Raw genomic sequence first — 17970 nt, 5'->3', positions numbered from 1 at the left:
TATTTTTTTAATCTAATTCTTGAGTTCCTCCACCATTTATATAAATTATTTGACCACTTGTCCAAGAAGAAGCTGGACTTGCAAAATAAAGAACAGCCATAGAAATATCTTCAACATCTCCTAGTCTTCCTAATGGAGTTTTTGACAACATTTTTTCCTCTATTTTTTCAGTAAGAACTGTACTAAGAGCATGAGTTTTTATAGCTCCTGGTCCAATAGCATTGACTCTTATCTCTGGTCCTAAATCATAAGCTGCATATTTAGTCATTTGGTTTACAGCAGCTTTCGAACTTCCATATATAATCATATTATGACTTACCATATTAGCTGACATAGAACTAATATTGATAATTGAACCATATTTGTCTTTTTTCATATGTGGAGCACAAAGCTTTATAAGCATAAGTCCTGCAAAAAGATTTAAAGTAAAAGTTTTTGTTATATATTCAAGAGTAAGTGAATCTATATTCTCACGTCCAGCTCCACCACCACCAGCGTTATTTACTAAAATATTAACTTTTTCAAAAGTTTCAACAGTTTTATTTACAAGATTTATTAAATCTTTTTCTTCTAAAACATTACATTTTACAGCTAATGCTTTTACTTTAAATTTTTCTTCTATCTCTTTTACAAGAAGATTAATTTTTTCTTCATTTATATCACTGCATACTACATTAGCTCCTGCTTCAGCAAGTTTTAAAGCACTAGCTTTTCCTATTCCATCTCCAGCTCCTGTAATAATCGCAACTTTTCCACTTAAATCATATTTTTCTTTAATTCCCACATTTGACTCCTTTCATTTCTAATTCTAATAAATATTTTTTTATATTTAATCCTTTAGCATAACCTACTAATTTTCCATTACTTCCTATAACTCTATGGCACGGAACTACTATTATAAAAGGATTTTTATTATTAGCATTTCCTATGGCTCTAGCTCCTTTTGGACATCCTACATTTATACCAATTTCTTTATAAGTTCTAGTTTCACCATAAGGAATTTTTTCTAATTCTCGCCAAACTTTTATTTGAAAATCTGTTCCTTTAAAATTTAAAGGTAAATCAAATTTTTTTCTCTGTCCTAAAAAATATTCTTTTAATTGTTTTATAGCTTTTTCTCCCATATCATCATTTTGATTATTTTCAAAATCTATATTTTCTATTAATTCCACAGAATTTATATAATTTTCATCATAAATTATTTCTAGAAGTCCAATAGGAGATTTATAATATTTTTTATAATTATTTTTCATACAGAGATGTTACTCCAGTTTCTGTTAAGTTTTTAATATCTTCTTCTGAATATCCCAATTTTTCAAGTATCTCTTTTGTATGGTAACCTAAAGGATATCCACTCTCTTTATATTCTATAGGACATTCTGAAAGTTTTAATGGAGTTCCCATTTGTTTTACAATTTTTTCTTGAGAATTAGCCACTTTTACATCTACAACTAATTTTCTATCTTTTATATGTTCATCTTCTAACAGAGCTTCCCTCATATTTAAAACAGGTTCTACACAAACATCTTTTCCTTCAAATATATCCAACCATTCTTTTAAAGTTTTTTCTAATAATCTTTTTCTAATTTTTTCTTTCATCTCTTTTACATTTTCAGGCATTACTGTTTCTTTGATAAGTTCTGGAAGTTCTATACAATTACAAAAGTTTTCCCAAAATTTTGGTTCAAGAGAACCAACGCTTAAATATCTATTATCTTTTGTTTCATAAAAATCATAGGCACTTCCACCATTAAGTCTTGTTTTTTCTCTTTGTGGCTCTATTCCATTAACTAGAAAACTTGCTCCTTCCATAGCATGAAATGGAATAAGTCCATCAAACATAGATATATCAATATATTGTCCTTTTCCTGTTTTTTCTCTAAAATATACAGCAGAGAGAATACCTATAATAGAATGAAGAGAGCCTACACCTATATCTGCTATTTGCATATTTGTTAATACAGGACCTATATTTTCTTTTCCTGAATAATTCATATTTCCACTTCTAGCAAGATAGTTTATATCATGTCCAGCATTATTTTTTAAAGGTCCTGTTTGTCCATAACCTGTTAGAGAACAGTATATAATTTTAGGATTTACTTTTTTCAAATCTTCATAACCAAATCCCAATCTATCCATTACTCCAGGTCTAAATTGTTCAATTACTATATCATATTCTTTTATCAATTTATATATAATTTCTTTAGCTTTTTCTGTTTTTAAATTAAGAAAAAGATTTTTTTTATTTCTTCCAAGCCAAGCTTGATTGGCAGTAATATCACAACCATCTATATAAGGAGGATAATCAGCCACTATATCTTTTTTATCAGGAGCACTTATTTTTATAATATCAGCTCCTAAATCTCCTAACATAAGAGTAGCATAAGGTCCTGGTAATAATGTTGAAAAATCTAATATTTTTAATCCTGTTAAAGCTCCCATAATATCACTCCATTATATTTTTAAATATTTTTCTATTTGCTCTTTTGTAAATGTAAATTCTGGTGTACCTTCTGAATAAGGTGCTATGGCATATTGTTGGTATCTAATTACAAATTCATTTCCTCTAAAAAATAAAACAGCATTATCTAAATCAACAGTCCTCATTGTTTTTTCACCAAAATAATTAATCTCTCTTTTCTCTAAAGGTTTTCTCAACTCAGATTCTATTTTTTTAGTTATCTCTTGCTCGAAATATTTTTTTGCTCCTCTAGAAAAAATATCATTAAAAGTTAAATTTTTTCCTGTTTCTGAATTTATATTATAAGAAGTAAGTCCTGTTATTCCATGAGCTCCTCCTGTATAAAAATAATTCATTACCAAAGTAGATGTTATTCCAAAATTATTTTTGAACTCTTTAAAAATCATTTTAGCTTCATAAGGTCTATTTTTATATGGGTTAGTTACTCCCTCTTTTTTAAATCCTTTTATATTATCGTTAACAATTTTTTCAATCTCATTATTTACTGATAAAGATTTTTCATTTAAAATAAATTTAGGATATGAAAATTCATATTTATATTTTTCTGTTTCTTCATTTTTTGATATTGTTTTTATATCTACACTAGCTAAAGCTAAAGTAGAAAATAAAAAATAAAATAATAAATTTTTTTTCATAGTAATACTCCTTTGTACTTTAATTCATTATTTAGAGTTTATTTTTTTATAAAAAGTTTAAAAAAAGAGTTGGTTGCCCAACTCTTAAAAAAAACTATTTTTTTGTTCCTTCATGAAAGATTTCACTAAATGTTGTAAGATTTTGTAAGTCACTAGGAATTATTATTTTTGTAGCTTGTCCATCAGCCACTTTTACGAAAGTTTCCATACTCTTTAAAGCAAGTACAGATTTATCTGCTCCAGCTTCTTTTAGAAGTTTGATTCCCTCTGCTTGAGCATTTTGAATTTTTAATATAGCTTCAGCTCTTCCTTCAGCCTCTCTTATCTCAGCTTCTTTTTTAGCCTCAGCTCTTAAAATAGCTGCTTCTTTTTCTCCTTCAGCCACAAGAATAGCTGATTTTTTTTGTCCTTCTGCTTTTAATATTGATTCTCTTCTTTCTCTTTCAGCTTTCATTTGTTTTTCCATAGCATCTTGAATTTCAGCTGGTGGAATAATATTTTTTAATTCTACTCTATTAATTTTTATACCCCAAGGGTCTGTTGCCTCATCTAGTATAGCTCTCATTTTAGTATTTATTGTATCTCTTGAAGTAAGAGTATGGTCAAGCTCCATCTCTCCAATAATATTTCTAAGAGTTGTAGCTGTTAAATTTTCAATAGCATTAAGTGGTCTTTCAACTCCATATGTATATAATTTTGGGTCTGTAATTTGAAAATATATAACAGAGTCTATTTGCATAGTAACATTATCTTTTGTAATAACAGGTTGTGGTGGAAAATCCAATACCTGTTCTTTTAAAGAAACTTTTTTAGCAACTCTATCAATGAAAGGTATAAGAATATTTAAACCAACATCCCAAGTAGTTAAATAAGCTCCTAATCTTTCAATAACATAAGCTTGTGATTGAGCAACTATTCTTATATGAATAGCAGCTAAAACTATAATAACTAAAATTAGTAAAAATATAAAAAACATTTGTCCCTCCTAATATTATTTAGATTTTTCTAGTATAAGTTTATTTCCTTCTATTTTTTTTACATTAACAATTTCATCAAGATTAAGTTTTTCTTCAGAAATACCGTACCAATATTTTCCATCAAGAAAAACTGTATATATATTCTCTCCTCCTCTCTCTTCAACCTTTTCAATTTTGACTTTTTTATTTTGAATTCTATTTAATTCCTTACTCTTTCCTTTAAACTTTTTTACAGCTATTTTTCTTATAAAAATTAAAAATATTCCTGAAGTTGCTACAAAAATATAAAACTGATTCATAAATTCCAATTTATAAAAGAACATAGTTATAAAAGCACCTAAAGAAAACCAAATTGAAATTAAACCAAAACTAATTCCTTCAATTATTAAAAATATAATTCCTACAGCAAACCAAATTTCCATAATCAGTCTTCCCTTTCTTTTTTCTTTTTAAGACGATATTTTGTATATATTTGTTTATGACTTAAAATTTCTGATTTTTTTCTTTTAAAAGATTTCCATTTATATCATAAAATCTTATTATTTTTCTATATATATTGGAATTTTTTATCTCTTCATATTTCATTTTTCCATTCATATAATATTCTCTGTATATAGATAATTGGTCAGGATAAATAGTACTTATGTATTCTTCTTTTCTCTTTCCATTATAATGATAATAAGTTAATACTCTTATTCTAGAATCATTATCCACAAATTGCATTTGAGCTTTTAGTTTTCCATCTAAATAATATTTAGTTTCATCATCAGCCCAATCAGAAGTTTTTGGTCTAAATACTATTAACTTTCCATTATAATATTCTTTTCTTCCTTTACTATTCCCTTCTCCTATTAATTGTCCAGCTAAATTATAGCTTTTATATGAGTTATTATCATGGATTTCTTTAATCTTTCCATTTTTAAAATAGTATATAATTTTTTCTAAATTTCCATTTACATATATAAATTTTGAAAATAATTTTTTACTATTCCAATAATATTGTTTTTGCTCTCCAATAGCATATCCATTTTTGAAATTAAAATCTGCATAAATATCACCGTTTGGTGAGTAAATTCTATATTTTCCATTATATTTTGTTTTTTCAGATTTTCTTACCTCTTCATAAACTTCATTCCAATCTTTTAATGTTTTTTCAGCTTCTGAAAATAATTTTTGGTCTTCAAGAATCATATTTGTTACTTCTACTCCTTTAGGAGCTCCTGTATCATAATAATTTTTCCAATATCCCATTTCTCCCTTAGAGTAACTTTCTTTAATTAAAGTTTCTCCATTGTATTCTCTAGTTAACTTTTCTTTTCCTGTTAAATTTTTTGTTAAATTTCCATTTATATCATAAGATATATATTGAGAATTATCATGGTCTACTAAATAATATTGTTTTCCATTTGGATAATATACTTTTTCATAAACTTTTTTTCTTCTTCTAAATTTTTCATGGACTATTAATTGTCCACTTGGAAGATACCCTTTTCTTTCTGTAATAAATCCACTTTTGTCAGAAAAAATATCATATATAACATATTCATTCCTATAAAAATTTCCCATAAACCAATCACTACTAAAATATCCTTGTGATTTTGATTTTCCAGGTACAGTTGTTAAGCCTTGCTTTCTCTCTTTTTCCTCTTGAGATTGTTCCACTTGGAACTTAAATTCCTCTTTTACTTTGACAATTGGATAAATTATTGGAGAAAGAGCTAAAGCTGCTGCTTCCATTCCATAAGCTCCCACTTCTGTTTTTGGCTCTAAAAAGCTGCAACTACATAAAGTTAAAATTAAACTTCCTAAAGCAATTATTTTTTTCACAAATTTTCCTCCTCTCCCTTTTTAGATTCCTCATATTCTTCATATGCCAATCTTTTACATTTTTGAGATTTATATGATAAAATTACTGAAAATAAAATTTTTATACTACTAAATATCATAGGAAGAGAGCCAGACATTATAAAAGTTTTTGTTTCAGAGCTTATACTTCCAGCATCATCAAATCCTAAAAAGAATATTACAGGAACAGTTATTATAATAATCAGAATTAAAAATACTATTCCCCATAATAAATAAGATAAAAAAAACTTTTTTGAATGTTTAATAGTATATTTTTCACTTAACATACAATAAAAAATAAGTATACTAAGGTTAAGTGGAATTGATATAAGATAATTTTTTAAGGTAAATAAACAGACTATAAATACAAAGGGGTCAAATTTCCAAGTTTTTGTATTTTCCCAAAGTTTATCATATAGATTTTCCATTATTTATCACCTTCTATCACATTTTCATATAATAATTTTTCTGTTTTTCCATAAAACTTTTCTATCTTCTTATCCCCTACTTTTTTTACCTCATAAAATTTCTTTCCATTATTTCTATATTCTATATAATATTCTATATCACTAATCATCTCTTTATTTTTATGAATAGTTTTAGATTCAAGTTTCCCATTCTCAAAATATTTTTCTGATATAAGTTTTTTATTAGTTTCATCATAATAATTATTAGTATCAAGATTTCCATTTTTATAATATATTTTTCCAACAGGCATTCTTTTACCAAATAATTCATAATAAGTATATTGAAGATTTCCATTTTCATAATAAATATTTGTTTCTTCTAAATTAGATTTTTTTACTTCTCTTGTTGTATATTTTTTAACTCCATTTTCGTTATAGTGTTCTTTAATTTCTTCTAATATTTCTTCATTATCAGAGTATAAAATTATCTCTTTCTCTTTTATTTTTTTAGTATCTTCATTATACTCTATACTTTCTCTTCTATTTTTTTCTGTGAAATCATAAGAAGATTTTGGTTCTCCTGAAAAGAAAAATTCATTTTTAATTTTTAATTTTCCATTCTCATCATATTTCTCATAAACTTCTATATCTCCATTTTTAAAATAATATTTTTGTTCCCCTACTTTCATTCCATCTCTATAATTTTCTTCTGCAAAAATATCTTTTGAGTCAATGAAATATATTTTTTTACTTCCATCTAATTTTCCATTTTTATAATTAGATTCTGCTACTATATTCCCATTAACAGAGTATATTTTATCTACACCATTTTCTACTTTACTCTCTTCTTGGGCAAATCTTTCTATAATATTTCCTCCAATATCATATCTAGTATCACCTTTAGAATTTTCTTCTACCCTTCTTAAAGCACCATTTCTATGATAATACTCCTCTTTTTTTCCCTCTTTTTTATATTTTAAAACTCCGTCAGGATAAAATACCTCTCTATCTGCAGTATATGGAGCTATTCTCTTTTTATATTCTCGATAGTCTTGTATAACTTTTTTATAGGGATAAAATTCATTTCCTATTCCTAAAGCAATCAATAAAAATACTATTATTTTAAATTTAATATTATTTTTTTCTTTCATAGATAATTTCTCCTAATATTGATATTCTCTCTTAGATTCTTTTTTCATTTTTCCAACTAAATCATAAGTTCTTATATAACTAAATCCTTTTCCTGTTCTATAATTTGTATGATATTCACTTGAATATCTTTTCTTTCCATTCTTATAGTAAATACTATATTCTTCTATTAGGTCTCCATCTTCTTTTTTTAATTCGTATTTATATTGAATTTTATTATCTCTATATGCACTTTCGATTTTTATTTTATTGTCTAATTTTAGACTGTATTCTAAATTTCCTTTTTCATCATATCTTTTTAATTCTCTAACCATTATATCTGTTGTATTATCTATTGTTTCTAATTCGTCATAATAAATTTTTCCATTTTTATGATAACTTATTTTATGAAATTTAGTAAATTTTTCATTTTCTTCAAACTTAGATTCATATATAAGTTTTCCCTCAACTGTATATCTTTTTATATTTTTAGGTAACTCAACTTTTGCTTCAAGTCCATCATCATATTCACTTATTAATTTTTTTATACTTTTCTTATAGATATTAGGATAATATTCTCCTGAAAAAGTTAAAGTTCCATTTTTTGAAAAATATTTTTCTATTGTTTTATTATCTTTAGTAAGATATTTTTCATAAGCTATTTTTCCATCTGGATACTTTATAGTATAAGGAAGATTTTTATTTAATCTTTCCCTATAATTTTCATAATCTTTATCTTTATACTCTTTCTTTAAATCATTATTCAAATATATTTTTTCAGAAATTATTTTTTCACTTTCATCAAAATATCTTGTTTCATTATGTAAAATATTATTTTTATCTTTGAAGGTAATATCTTCATATTTTTTATTACCATTCAAATAATATTTTGTTTCTTTATTATCTTCTGTTACAGTCAAAATATTATCTTCAAAATTTATTTGTTTTATGATTTTTTCTTTCTCATTGACTTTACTATAACTTTCATTAACTAAAAGTCCATATTCATATTTTCTAGAAAAATTTTCTAAATTTCCTGTTTTTTCCTCTTTTATATTAATATCATTATAAAATTTAGAATAAAGGTCAGCATCATTTACAAAATTATCTTCTTTTCTATATCTTATTCGGACATTGCCATTCACTTCTAATTTTTTATCTAATCTTCCATCAAAAGAAAAATAATTTCTATCATTAGGAATATTGTTATCATTAATAAAAACTATTCTTTCTTGTCCATCTTTTATTAATTTTCTTTGAGATAAAGTTCCATCCTCATAATATTTTTCTTCTAAATAGGCATCTTCCTCTTCATCATATTTTGTTAATTTTTTTATAGCACCACTTTCATAAAGCTCTTTTTCCTCTGAAATTAATCCATCTCTATAAATTATCTCAAGATAATCTATATTTTCTGGTTTTGTAGCATAAATTAGAGTCCCTGTAAAAACATCATTAATGTCTGGAGAATAATATTTTCCATTTTTAAGATACAAGTCAGCTCTTTTATCAGGGTGTTTATCTGCTAAAGCTAAAGAAGAGAGAATTAAAAATCCAAGTATTATTTTTTTCATACAATCACCTTATCTATATTTTTTCTAAAAGTTCAATTTCCTTTTCCATAACTCCTTTTTGTGTAAAGTAGTTAAGAGCACGAATTTTATTATAATATATTTCCCAAACTTCTAAATCTTCTTTTTTAATAATTTGTGTATCTTTAAGTTTTCCATCATTATTATATATTTTTCTTTCAATAAAATTATCTGAACTTCTTGCTACTTCTTCTAATTTTAATTTTCCATCTTTATCATAAACCTTAATAGGCCAAACTACTTTTCCCATATTATATTCTAGTTCTATAAAAGTTTTTCCATTTGGATAATAAACAGTTCTTTTTCCATGAGGTTTCTCATCTTTATAATTTTCCTCTTTAACAAGAACTTCATCTTCTGAATAATATTTCTCTTTACAATAATTATCTTCATGTATAAATTCCATATCTATATTTCCATTTGGATAGTAACTTTGATGATGTTCTATTTTATCATTTTTATATTTTGTTTCCATATAAAGTTTTCCATTTTTATCATATTCAATTTCAAATACTCTTTCTCCTTTTTTATATTCAACCTCTTTTTCAAGTCTTTTATCACTTGTATAATATTTTGCTATTCCATTTCTTTGTCCGTATTTATAAGGAATTTCTGCATATCCACCATCATAAGTTTCAATCTCAACACCATTTCTCGAAAAATCTTTTCCTCTTGTATAATTTGTCATCATTTTACTAGTTAGAGATGAAAGTAAATTTATTATAATATATACAACTATAACTTTTCCGATAATTTTTAAAATAGATTTTTTAGTAGCTTCTCTCTGATATTCCTCCACTATAAGCTTTTCTTTAAAAGTTTCTTTTAATATTACTAAAAATTTTTCAAAATTTTCATCTTCTTTTGTAATTTTTTGAATAGAGTTAGGATTTTTTATTTCTGTATCTAAAGTGATGTTTTCTCCATTATACTTTATTATCCCTATCTCTACTTTATTTTTTATTTGAGAAACTCTAATTGTTGCAATATCATCAAAATATACTTTTTTAAATAATTTTATTTTTATATATGAGTTATCAAAATATATTTTAATTACTCTTTGTTTTAATGTTATAATAAGTGCAATCATATATATAATTGCTATAATATTAATTACAGACAATACAGGGCTTAATATATATTCCATAAAATTTTTATAATAAAAAACAGGTTCACTAATTATATAAAATATTATATAAAATCCTAATATAGTAACAATATGCAGAAAAATAAAGATATAAATTTTATTTTTAGAAAAATTAAATTTCTCCATATTTTTTAAATTAAACATTATCTCATTCTTTTTCTTTAAACCACTTTCTAAATAATCTAGTACAATACTTTTTTGATTTTCCATATTCTCCTCCATAATTAAATATTTTTTAATAAAAAAAATACCCATAATAAAATTATTCTTTTTAAAATAATTTTACTTTGGGCATCACCTCTCTTAGCATTGTAAAAATATGTTTTTCTGTTGAGTATTATATCATATTTTTATTATAATTAAAAGATAAAAATAAGTTATTTTTATATAAAAAAGAGTTGATAAGTTCTGTTTTCTATCAACTCTTTTCATATTAAATTATGATAATAAATTTAGTGGTTGTAATAATTGTTTTACCATATCGAAATCTTTTTTTACATCAGAAGAATTTTCTTTTTCTCCTCCTATAAATGATTCAGCAATCTCTAAATATTTTTGAGCTTTTTCTCTATCTTCTATTAAAGCATAGCAAATAGCAAGTTCTAATTCTACCCAACCTTTAAATAATGTGTTCTCTAAACTATTTTCTAAAACTTCTATAGCTTTTTGAACTTCTCCACCTTTTCTATAAACCACACCTAAATGATATGCAACCCAAGTATCATCTGGATTTATAAATAAAGCTTTTTCAAAATATTTTTGTGCTTCTTTTTTCTTATTAAGTTTTGATGAAACAAATCCTATTTGTCCAAAAATCCAGTTATCATCTCTTCCTAATTCTATTGCCTTATTAAGATACTCAAAAGCTTCATTATATTTTGTAGAATCATCTGATAAATTCCAACCTATTTCTGAATACAACCAAATATCTTTTCTTCCAAGTTTTTCAGCTTCAAATAGATATTTTAAAGCTTCTTTAGATTTATTTAGTTTTCCATATAAATATCCTATTTGAGAATTTATCAATATTTTATCACAATTTTCAAATGTAAGTACTTTTTTTAATCTTATAATGGCTTCTTCTATATTTCCTAATTCTCCAAGACATTCAGCTATCTCTACATTTATCCAATCATCATTTCTTCCTAATTCTTCTACTTTTAAATAATTTTCTAAAGCTTCTTCATATTTTTTTAATTTCTTTAATGAGAAACCTATTTCAGTAAATATCCACTCATCTTCTCTTCCTAAAGATTTAGCTTTTTGTAAATATAAAACAGCTTCTTCATATCTATCTAGCCTATTTAAAGAAAAACCTATTTCTGAATCTATCCATGAATCATCTTTTCCTAATAATTCTTTGGCTATCTCTAAATACTCAAGAGCTTCTTGATTTTTTCCTAAAGCATTTAGCCAATATCCAATTTCAGCATTGACTCCTACATCATTTTTTCCCAATTCTTTAGCTTTTTTATAACACTCTATTCCTTCCTCTATTTTATTTATTCTAGCAAGAGCATAACCTTTTTCAAAATAAATCCATTCATCATTTCTTCCTAATTCCATAGCTTTTTCTATATATAATAAAGCTTTTTCATTTTCTCTAATATGATTATACACCCAACCAAATTCTGAATTTATCCAAATATCATCTCTTCCTAGTTCTTTAGCTTTATTAAGATATTCTAACCCTTTTTCAATATCATTTTTTACATTATCATATATCCAAGCTATTTCAGAAGTAATGTAAATATCTTCCGAATCTATTTCTAAACCTTTTTGGTAACTTTCCATAGCTTCGTCATATTTTTCTAATTCTCTATAAGCTAATCCCAATCTTCCATATATCCAACTATCTTCTCTTCCTTGCTCTATAGCTTTCTTATATTCTTCAGCAGCTTCTTCAAATCTATTTAATCCTGATAAACAATATCCTAATTCAGAGTGTAACCAAATATCATCTCTTCCTAACTCTACTACTTTTTGTAAATGTTCATAGGCTTTTTCATATTCTTTCATATAGTCATATGCCCAAGCTAGTTCAGATTCTCCATAGATAATTCCTTCATCATCTTTTGCAATAGATAATATTTTTTTAAAATACTCTATAGCTTCTTCGTTTTTTCCCTCTTCTATTTTTTTATTTCCTAAATCAGAATAAGTATATCTTAAAAGAGTATCTCCATCTGGTTCATCAGGATTTAGCTCTAAACATCTTTCAAAATATTTTTGAGCTTCTTCAAGTTTTCCAGAATAATAACAAGAATATCCTATACGAAAATTCCAAAGAGATGTATTTTCTCCCTCATCTTTTAATGAAAGTAAAATCTCCATTCCTTTTTCATATTCATCATTATTATTATATGCTCTTGCAAGTTTTCCAAGAATATCATAAGTTAATTCTTCTTTTGGAAGAGAGGTAATTATATTGATAATTTCTTTATGTTGATTATCCTTATGTAACATATCTAACTTTTTCTCTAAATCACTTTTATTTAAAAATTGATTATATAAATTTTCATCATCAATATTTATTAATCTTTCTTCTAGGTTTTTATCTGCTTCTTCATTTATATAGTGAGAGTTTGCATAAGCATATCCTCTATCATTTTCTATATCATCTTTTAATGTTAAAAATTCATAATCATTTGGTACAAGCTCCAATCCTTTATCTATAGCTCTAAAAGCTTCATCTAAAAGATTAAATTTATAACATAGTCTTCCAAGTTGTAACCAACCCCAAGGATAATTAGGCTCTATCTTAGTCCCTAATCTACTATATTCTAAAGCTTCATCAAATCTTCTAAGGTAAACTAATGCACAAGAATATCTATAACACCAAACTCCACTTTTTACACCTTCTTCTTTCACTTTAGCAAGAGTTTTTTCTGAAAGTTCATAATATTCATACATATCCATATTGTTATAAACATAAGCTCTCCAAAGGGCAACATCTAAATCATTATCCATCTCTTCATCTGTATAATTATTCTCTTTTTGTAAGGCTTCTAATCCTTTTATTATTTCATCAAGATATTCTGCTTCTTCAAATTCTTTAGCCCATTCTTTAGTTACCAGTGACATAAGTATAACCTCCCTTAATTAATTTTTAAATATTATACATTTATTTTATATTAAAGTATAATTTAATTTTAGAGTAAAGTCAATTATTTATAAAAGATTTTAAATTAACATATCTTTATATAAAAATCTTTTACTTTAGATAATTTCAAGATAAAAAACTTTTATTAGAAATTAATTGTTTAACTGTATCATACTCTTTTTTAATTTCTAAAGATTTTGCAATTTCTCCTCCAATATATAAATCAACTTCCTCTAAATATTTTTGTGCTTTTTCTTTTTCATCAATTAGAGCATAACACCAAGCAAGTTCTAATTCTGTCCAACCTTTAAATTCTCCTATTTCTAAAACTATATTTAATAACTCTATTGCCTTTGATATTTCTCCAAACTTTCTATAAGTTGCCCCTAAATTATATAATATCCACTCATCATCAGGCTCTATAAATCTAGCTTTTTCAAAATATTTTATGGCTTCTTTAAATTTTTCAAGTTTCATATAAGCAAACCCAATTTGTCCATTAATCCATTTATCATCTTTTCCTAACTCTTGAGCTTTAATTAAATATTCCAATCCTTTTTTATAATTCTCTAACTTATCTTTACTACTTTCCATTTCATCAGCTATATTTAATATGTTCCAAGCTATTTCTGAAAGAACCCAAGTATCATCACTTTTTAATTTTTCAGCTTCATATAAATATTTTAAAGCTTCTTCATAATTTTCCTCTATTCCTAATATTCTTCCTATTTCAGAGTTTATATAAAGTTTATCACAATCTTCATAAGTAAGAGCTTTTTTAAGTCTTATAATTCCTTCTTCTAACTTATCCATTTCTGTTAAACATTCAGCTATTTCAACATTAATCCAATCATTATCTTTTCCTAATTCTTCAGCTTTATATAGATATTCTAAAGCTTCTTCATATCTTTCTAAATTTTTTAAGCAAAATCCTATTTCAGTAAATAACCAATCATCTTTTCTTCCTAAAGTCTTAGCTTTTTGTAAATATAAAATAGCTTCTTCGTATCTATCTAATCTATTTAAACAATAACCTATTTCAGAATTAATCCACTCATCATCTCTTTTATCTCTAGCTTTTATTAAATAAGGAAAAGCTTCCTCATATCTATTTAAACAATCAAGACAATATCCAATTTCAGAGTAAAGCCATTCATCATTTTTACCTAATTTTTCAGATTTTAATAAATATTCTAGTGCTTCTTCCTCTCTATTCATTCTATTAAGAGAAAATCCAACTTCATAATTAATCCATTCATCATCTCTTCCTAACTCTTTAGCTCTCAATATATGTTTTAATCCCTTTAGATAATCTTTTAAATGATTATATAACCAACCAAATTCTGAATTTATCCAAATATCATCTCTACCTAATTTTTTAGCTTTTTCTAAATATTCAAATCCCTTAGAAAAATCTGATTTTTTATTATTATAAATCCAAGCTATCTCTGAAAGTAACCAAATTTCTGAATTTTTTTCTTCAGCTTCAAGTCCTTTTAAGAAAATTTCTAAAGCTTTATCATAATTTTCTAATCTTTCATACATAGTTCCAAGTCTTGCATATATCCAATCGTCATTTCTTCCCATTTCAATAGCTTTTTCAAAATGTTTTATAGCTTCTTGATATTTTTCTAATCCACCTAAACAAAATCCTAATTCAGAATGTAACCAAATATCATCTCTTCCTAAAGCAACAACATTTTGTAAGTGATTATATGCCTTTTCATATTCTTTTATATGGTCGTATGCCCAGCCTAAATCTCTTTCAGTTAAAATAATAGTTTCTTCATCAGTTGCTAAATCTCTAGCTTTTAAAAGGTATTTTAATCCAACTTCAGATTCTCCAGATTCAACTTTACTATTTCCTATCTTTGAGCATATTAATCTATACATCATTATTGAATTTTTTCTTTCAGGCTCTATTTCTAAGGCTTTTACAATATATTTTTCAGCTTCCTCTAAATTATTTGAACATAAATAAGAATAAGCCATTCTATGATTCCAAAGAGCTGTATTCTCTTCATTAGCTTTCAGTCTAAGTAAAACTTTTATAGCTTCTTCTGGTTCAGAATTATTATTATATGCTTTAGAAAGAGAATATAAGACTCCAGCTGTTAGTTTTTCATTAGGAAGAGAATTAATTAAATCTATTATTTCTTGGAATTTTTCTAATTCATCTAAAATAATAATTTCTTTTTCTATATCACTTCTACTTAAAAATTCATTGTATAGCTTCTCATCATCAATATTAAGAAGGTCGTCTTCTGATTCATCATTATCTACTTCTTCATCAACATAATGAGTAAGACAAAAAGCAAATCCTCTATCATTATCTATATCATCTTTTAAAGTTAAAAAAGTATAATCATTAGGTCTTAATTGAAGTCCAGTTTCTATTGCTTTATAAGCTTCATCTAATAAATTAAACTTATAATAAAGTTTTGCTAGTTCTAACCAAGCCCATGGATATTTAGGATTTAATTCTACTGCTCTTTTACAATATTCTAAAGCTTCTTCAAATCTTCTTAAATAAACTATTGCACAAGCATATGTACAACACCACTCACTATTATTTATTCCTTCTTCTTTAACTTTAGAAAGAGTTTTTTCTGTCAATTCAAAAAACTCATATTTATTAACATTATTATAAGCATAGGCTCTCCAAAGGGCAACATCTAAATCATTATCCATCTCTTCATCAGAATAGTTGTTTTTAACTTGAAATTTATCTAGTATTGGTAGGACATCAACTGCATATTCTTGTTTTTCTAATTCTTTAATTATTTTCTTAGTTAAAATTCCCATAGAGTTCTCCTTAATTATCTTTAAAATTATATATTATTTTTTAGTTTAATATAAAATTTTCTCATTTTTAAATAATTTTTCTATTTTTATTTTGTAGTTTTTTTAATCTTATTTTATATTTTTTATTATATTTACTATTTCAACAGGAGTTAAATTAGAAACTTCTATTTTTATCCCCTCATGATTTTTATAATCTTTTAATCTCTCCTTACTTTTCAGTATAATTTCTTCTTTTCGTAATCCTAGTTCTATATCTTTTTTTAATCTTTTCTCTAATTCTATCTCATTGCATACTAAAGAAATAGAAAATACTTCTACTTTTTCTAAATTTAACCTACTTAATATTTCTTTCTCTACTTCTTTTAAATTTAATACCCAACAAAAAATTATATTCTTGTATTCACTACATTTTAAAAAATTATTTAAAAGATAAATTATATTATCAATAACCATTTTTTTAGTTTCTTCATTTACTATGAAAGGAGACATATCCCAACACCAATCTCCATCTAAAAAAACACTTCTATCTAAAGAATTTTTTAATAACTTTGATACAGTTGTTTTTCCAATTCCCATTGTTCCTTTAATTATATATAATTTTTTCATTTCTATTCTCCACAATTTAATTTTAAAATTTTAATTAGCTTTAAAATTATAAATTGGTTTTACTATCTCCTCTATTTCAATAGTATCTCCAATAACTTCTAAAATCTCTTCCATAGGTTTATAAGCCATAGGAGATTCATCTAAGGTACTATTAGATATACAGGTAGTAAATATTCCTTCCATAGTTTCTTTAAACTCATCTAAAGATAGATTTTCTTTAGCCTTTTTTCTACTAAGAATCCTTCCAGCACCATGTGGAGCTGAATAGTTCCATTTTGGATTACCCTTTCCTATTCCTATGATAATTCCATCTCTCATATTTAAAGGAATTATAACTCTTTCATTCTTTTTAGCTGATGTAGCACCTTTTCTTAAAATATGAAGTCCTTTATAATCCTCTATATAATTATGAGTACTCTCTATATAATTTCCTTTAACAAAGGGAATATCCAACTTTTCTAAAATAGTTTTTATCATTATCTCTCTATTTAAACAAGCAAACTCTTCCATAACTCTCATATCAAAAAGATAATCTTCTAAATAACTTTCTTTTAAATAACAGCTTGGATTAGGAATATGAGGATTTTCTTTCTTATATTCCTCTATCATTTTTTCTCTTTCTTCTGGAGTTACATTTTTAGTTATATTATAAATATACTCTACTCTCTCTTTATTACAAGTATCTATTGCGATATTTTGATGATAACTTGCTACTTGAACTCCTAAATTTCTACTTCCAGAGTGAACAAATAGAATATAACACTCTTCATTTTCTCCTACTTCTATAAAATGATTTCCTCCACCAAGAGTTCCTAAACTTAAATAAGCTCTATCCATAGCCTGTCTATCTACCTTAGCTCTTAATTTTATCTCATAACCTTTAGGTATAAATTTTGATTTTCTCTTATTTATTGATAAACCACTTGGAATATTTTTTCTTATTATATCATCTAACTCTTTTAATTTCTCTATATGAAATTTAAAATATCTTTTATCTATTTTATATCCAGCTATTCCACAACCAATATCTACACCTACATGATTAGGGCAAACTTTATCAGTTATCAGCATAGTAGTTCCTACTACACAACCTTTTCCAGCATGATAGTCTGGCATAATTACTATATTATTATCATTAAATATTCTATTAATTTCTTCTATCTGATTTATAGCTTCATAATCAGTCAAATTATTTGACATTATTTTATACATAAATTATCCTCCATCTCTAACTTAATGGAGA

The 17970-nt window shown here is 25.2% G+C and carries 15 protein-coding genes; all 15 read right to left on the bottom strand.

Features of this window, described 5'->3' with window-relative positions:
* Positions 1-7: 7 nt before the first annotated feature.
* The 15 genes from T364_RS0108235 to T364_RS0108165 all read right to left on the bottom strand — a co-directional run bounded on the left by T364_RS0108235 (position 8) and on the right by T364_RS0108165 (position 17939).
* Positions 8-784, bottom strand: a complete 777-nt coding sequence (locus T364_RS0108235; RefSeq protein ID WP_027129162.1) for a glucose 1-dehydrogenase — start codon at positions 782-784, stop codon at positions 8-10.
* Complete coding sequence (locus tag T364_RS0108230; RefSeq protein WP_027129161.1) at positions 774-1253, bottom strand: methylated-DNA--[protein]-cysteine S-methyltransferase; 480 nt, start codon at positions 1251-1253, stop codon at positions 774-776. The genes T364_RS0108235 and T364_RS0108230 overlap by 11 nt, the downstream gene beginning before the upstream one ends.
* Positions 1243-2442 carry a CaiB/BaiF CoA transferase family protein gene (locus tag T364_RS0108225; RefSeq protein WP_051532698.1) on the bottom strand — a complete coding sequence of 400 codons (1200 nt, stop codon included), beginning with the start codon at positions 2440-2442 and terminating at the stop codon, positions 1243-1245. Before T364_RS0108225 ends, T364_RS0108230 begins: the two co-directional genes overlap by 11 nt.
* Before the next feature lie 12 nt (positions 2443-2454).
* The gene (locus T364_RS0108220; protein ID WP_027129159.1) at positions 2455-3117 is read right to left on the bottom strand and encodes a PdaC/RsiV family protein; all 663 of its coding nucleotides are present in this window, start codon (positions 3115-3117) and stop codon (positions 2455-2457) included.
* 94 nt (positions 3118-3211) lie between these two features.
* Positions 3212-4093, bottom strand: coding sequence for an SPFH domain-containing protein (locus tag T364_RS0108215; protein ID WP_027129158.1), 882 nt, complete (start codon positions 4091-4093; stop codon positions 3212-3214).
* Between the two features lie 15 nt (positions 4094-4108).
* Positions 4109-4516 carry an NfeD family protein gene (locus T364_RS0108210; RefSeq protein ID WP_051532697.1) on the bottom strand — a complete coding sequence of 136 codons (408 nt, stop codon included), beginning with the start codon at positions 4514-4516 and terminating at the stop codon, positions 4109-4111.
* 61 nt (positions 4517-4577) lie between these two features.
* Positions 4578-5921: a toxin-antitoxin system YwqK family antitoxin gene (locus T364_RS0108205; protein WP_027129156.1), complete on the bottom strand. Its 1344-nt coding sequence runs from the start codon at positions 5919-5921 to the stop codon at positions 4578-4580.
* Entirely contained in the window at positions 5918-6367 is a 450-nt protein-coding gene (locus T364_RS0108200) for a hypothetical protein (RefSeq protein ID WP_027129155.1), read from the bottom strand. Before T364_RS0108200 ends, T364_RS0108205 begins: the two co-directional genes overlap by 4 nt.
* Entirely contained in the window at positions 6367-7497 is a 1131-nt protein-coding gene (locus T364_RS0108195; protein WP_027129154.1) for a toxin-antitoxin system YwqK family antitoxin, read from the bottom strand. The genes T364_RS0108200 and T364_RS0108195 overlap by 1 nt, the downstream gene beginning before the upstream one ends.
* 12 nt (positions 7498-7509) lie before the next feature.
* Positions 7510-9048 carry a hypothetical protein gene (locus T364_RS0108190; protein WP_027129153.1) on the bottom strand — a complete coding sequence of 513 codons (1539 nt, stop codon included), beginning with the start codon at positions 9046-9048 and terminating at the stop codon, positions 7510-7512.
* A 13-nt stretch (positions 9049-9061) separates the two neighbouring features.
* Positions 9062-10423: a toxin-antitoxin system YwqK family antitoxin gene (locus T364_RS0108185; protein ID WP_027129152.1), complete on the bottom strand. Its 1362-nt coding sequence runs from the start codon at positions 10421-10423 to the stop codon at positions 9062-9064.
* A gap of 228 nt (positions 10424-10651) precedes the next feature.
* The gene (locus tag T364_RS0108180; protein ID WP_027129151.1) at positions 10652-13297 is read right to left on the bottom strand and encodes a tetratricopeptide repeat protein; all 2646 of its coding nucleotides are present in this window, start codon (positions 13295-13297) and stop codon (positions 10652-10654) included.
* 145 nt (positions 13298-13442) lie between these two features.
* Entirely contained in the window at positions 13443-16121 is a 2679-nt protein-coding gene (locus T364_RS0108175) for a tetratricopeptide repeat protein (protein ID WP_027129150.1), read from the bottom strand.
* Between the two features lie 108 nt (positions 16122-16229).
* Positions 16230-16727 (bottom strand): ATP-binding protein, encoded by a 498-nt coding sequence (locus T364_RS0108170; RefSeq protein WP_027129149.1) that lies wholly within the window; start codon positions 16725-16727, stop codon positions 16230-16232.
* A gap of 30 nt (positions 16728-16757) precedes the next feature.
* The gene (locus tag T364_RS0108165; RefSeq protein WP_027129148.1) at positions 16758-17939 is read right to left on the bottom strand and encodes an RtcB family protein; all 1182 of its coding nucleotides are present in this window, start codon (positions 17937-17939) and stop codon (positions 16758-16760) included.
* Positions 17940-17970: the final 31 nt, after the last annotated feature.

The sequence above is a fragment of the Fusobacterium perfoetens ATCC 29250 genome, assembly GCF_000622245.1.
GTDB lineage: Bacteria > Fusobacteriota > Fusobacteriia > Fusobacteriales > Fusobacteriaceae > Fusobacterium_B > Fusobacterium_B perfoetens.
Note: the sequence above shows the minus strand (reverse complement) of the source record. Positions and strands in the feature narration are given on the sequence as shown.

Coding starts and splice junctions, on each gene's coding strand:
- T364_RS0108190 (WP_027129153.1), bottom strand. CDS start 9,048: ATGAAAAAAATAATACTTGGATTTTTAATTCTCTCTTCTTTAGCTTTA.
- T364_RS0108220 (WP_027129159.1), bottom strand. CDS start 3,117: ATGAAAAAAAATTTATTATTTTATTTTTTATTTTCTACTTTAGCTTTA.
- T364_RS0108185 (WP_027129152.1), bottom strand. CDS start 10,423: ATGGAAAATCAAAAAAGTATTGTACTAGATTATTTAGAAAGTGGTTTA.
- T364_RS0108180 (WP_027129151.1), bottom strand. CDS start 13,297: ATGTCACTGGTAACTAAAGAATGGGCTAAAGAATTTGAAGAAGCAGAA.
- T364_RS0108200 (WP_027129155.1), bottom strand. CDS start 6,367: ATGGAAAATCTATATGATAAACTTTGGGAAAATACAAAAACTTGGAAA.
- T364_RS0108195 (WP_027129154.1), bottom strand. CDS start 7,497: ATGAAAGAAAAAAATAATATTAAATTTAAAATAATAGTATTTTTATTG.
- T364_RS0108175 (WP_027129150.1), bottom strand. CDS start 16,121: ATGGGAATTTTAACTAAGAAAATAATTAAAGAATTAGAAAAACAAGAA.
- T364_RS0108230 (WP_027129161.1), bottom strand. CDS start 1,253: ATGAAAAATAATTATAAAAAATATTATAAATCTCCTATTGGACTTCTA.
- T364_RS0108170 (WP_027129149.1), bottom strand. CDS start 16,727: ATGAAAAAATTATATATAATTAAAGGAACAATGGGAATTGGAAAAACA.
- T364_RS0108165 (WP_027129148.1), bottom strand. CDS start 17,939: ATGTATAAAATAATGTCAAATAATTTGACTGATTATGAAGCTATAAAT.
- T364_RS0108215 (WP_027129158.1), bottom strand. CDS start 4,093: ATGTTTTTTATATTTTTACTAATTTTAGTTATTATAGTTTTAGCTGCT.
- T364_RS0108225 (WP_051532698.1), bottom strand. CDS start 2,442: ATGGGAGCTTTAACAGGATTAAAAATATTAGATTTTTCAACATTATTA.
- T364_RS0108210 (WP_051532697.1), bottom strand. CDS start 4,516: ATGGAAATTTGGTTTGCTGTAGGAATTATATTTTTAATAATTGAAGGA.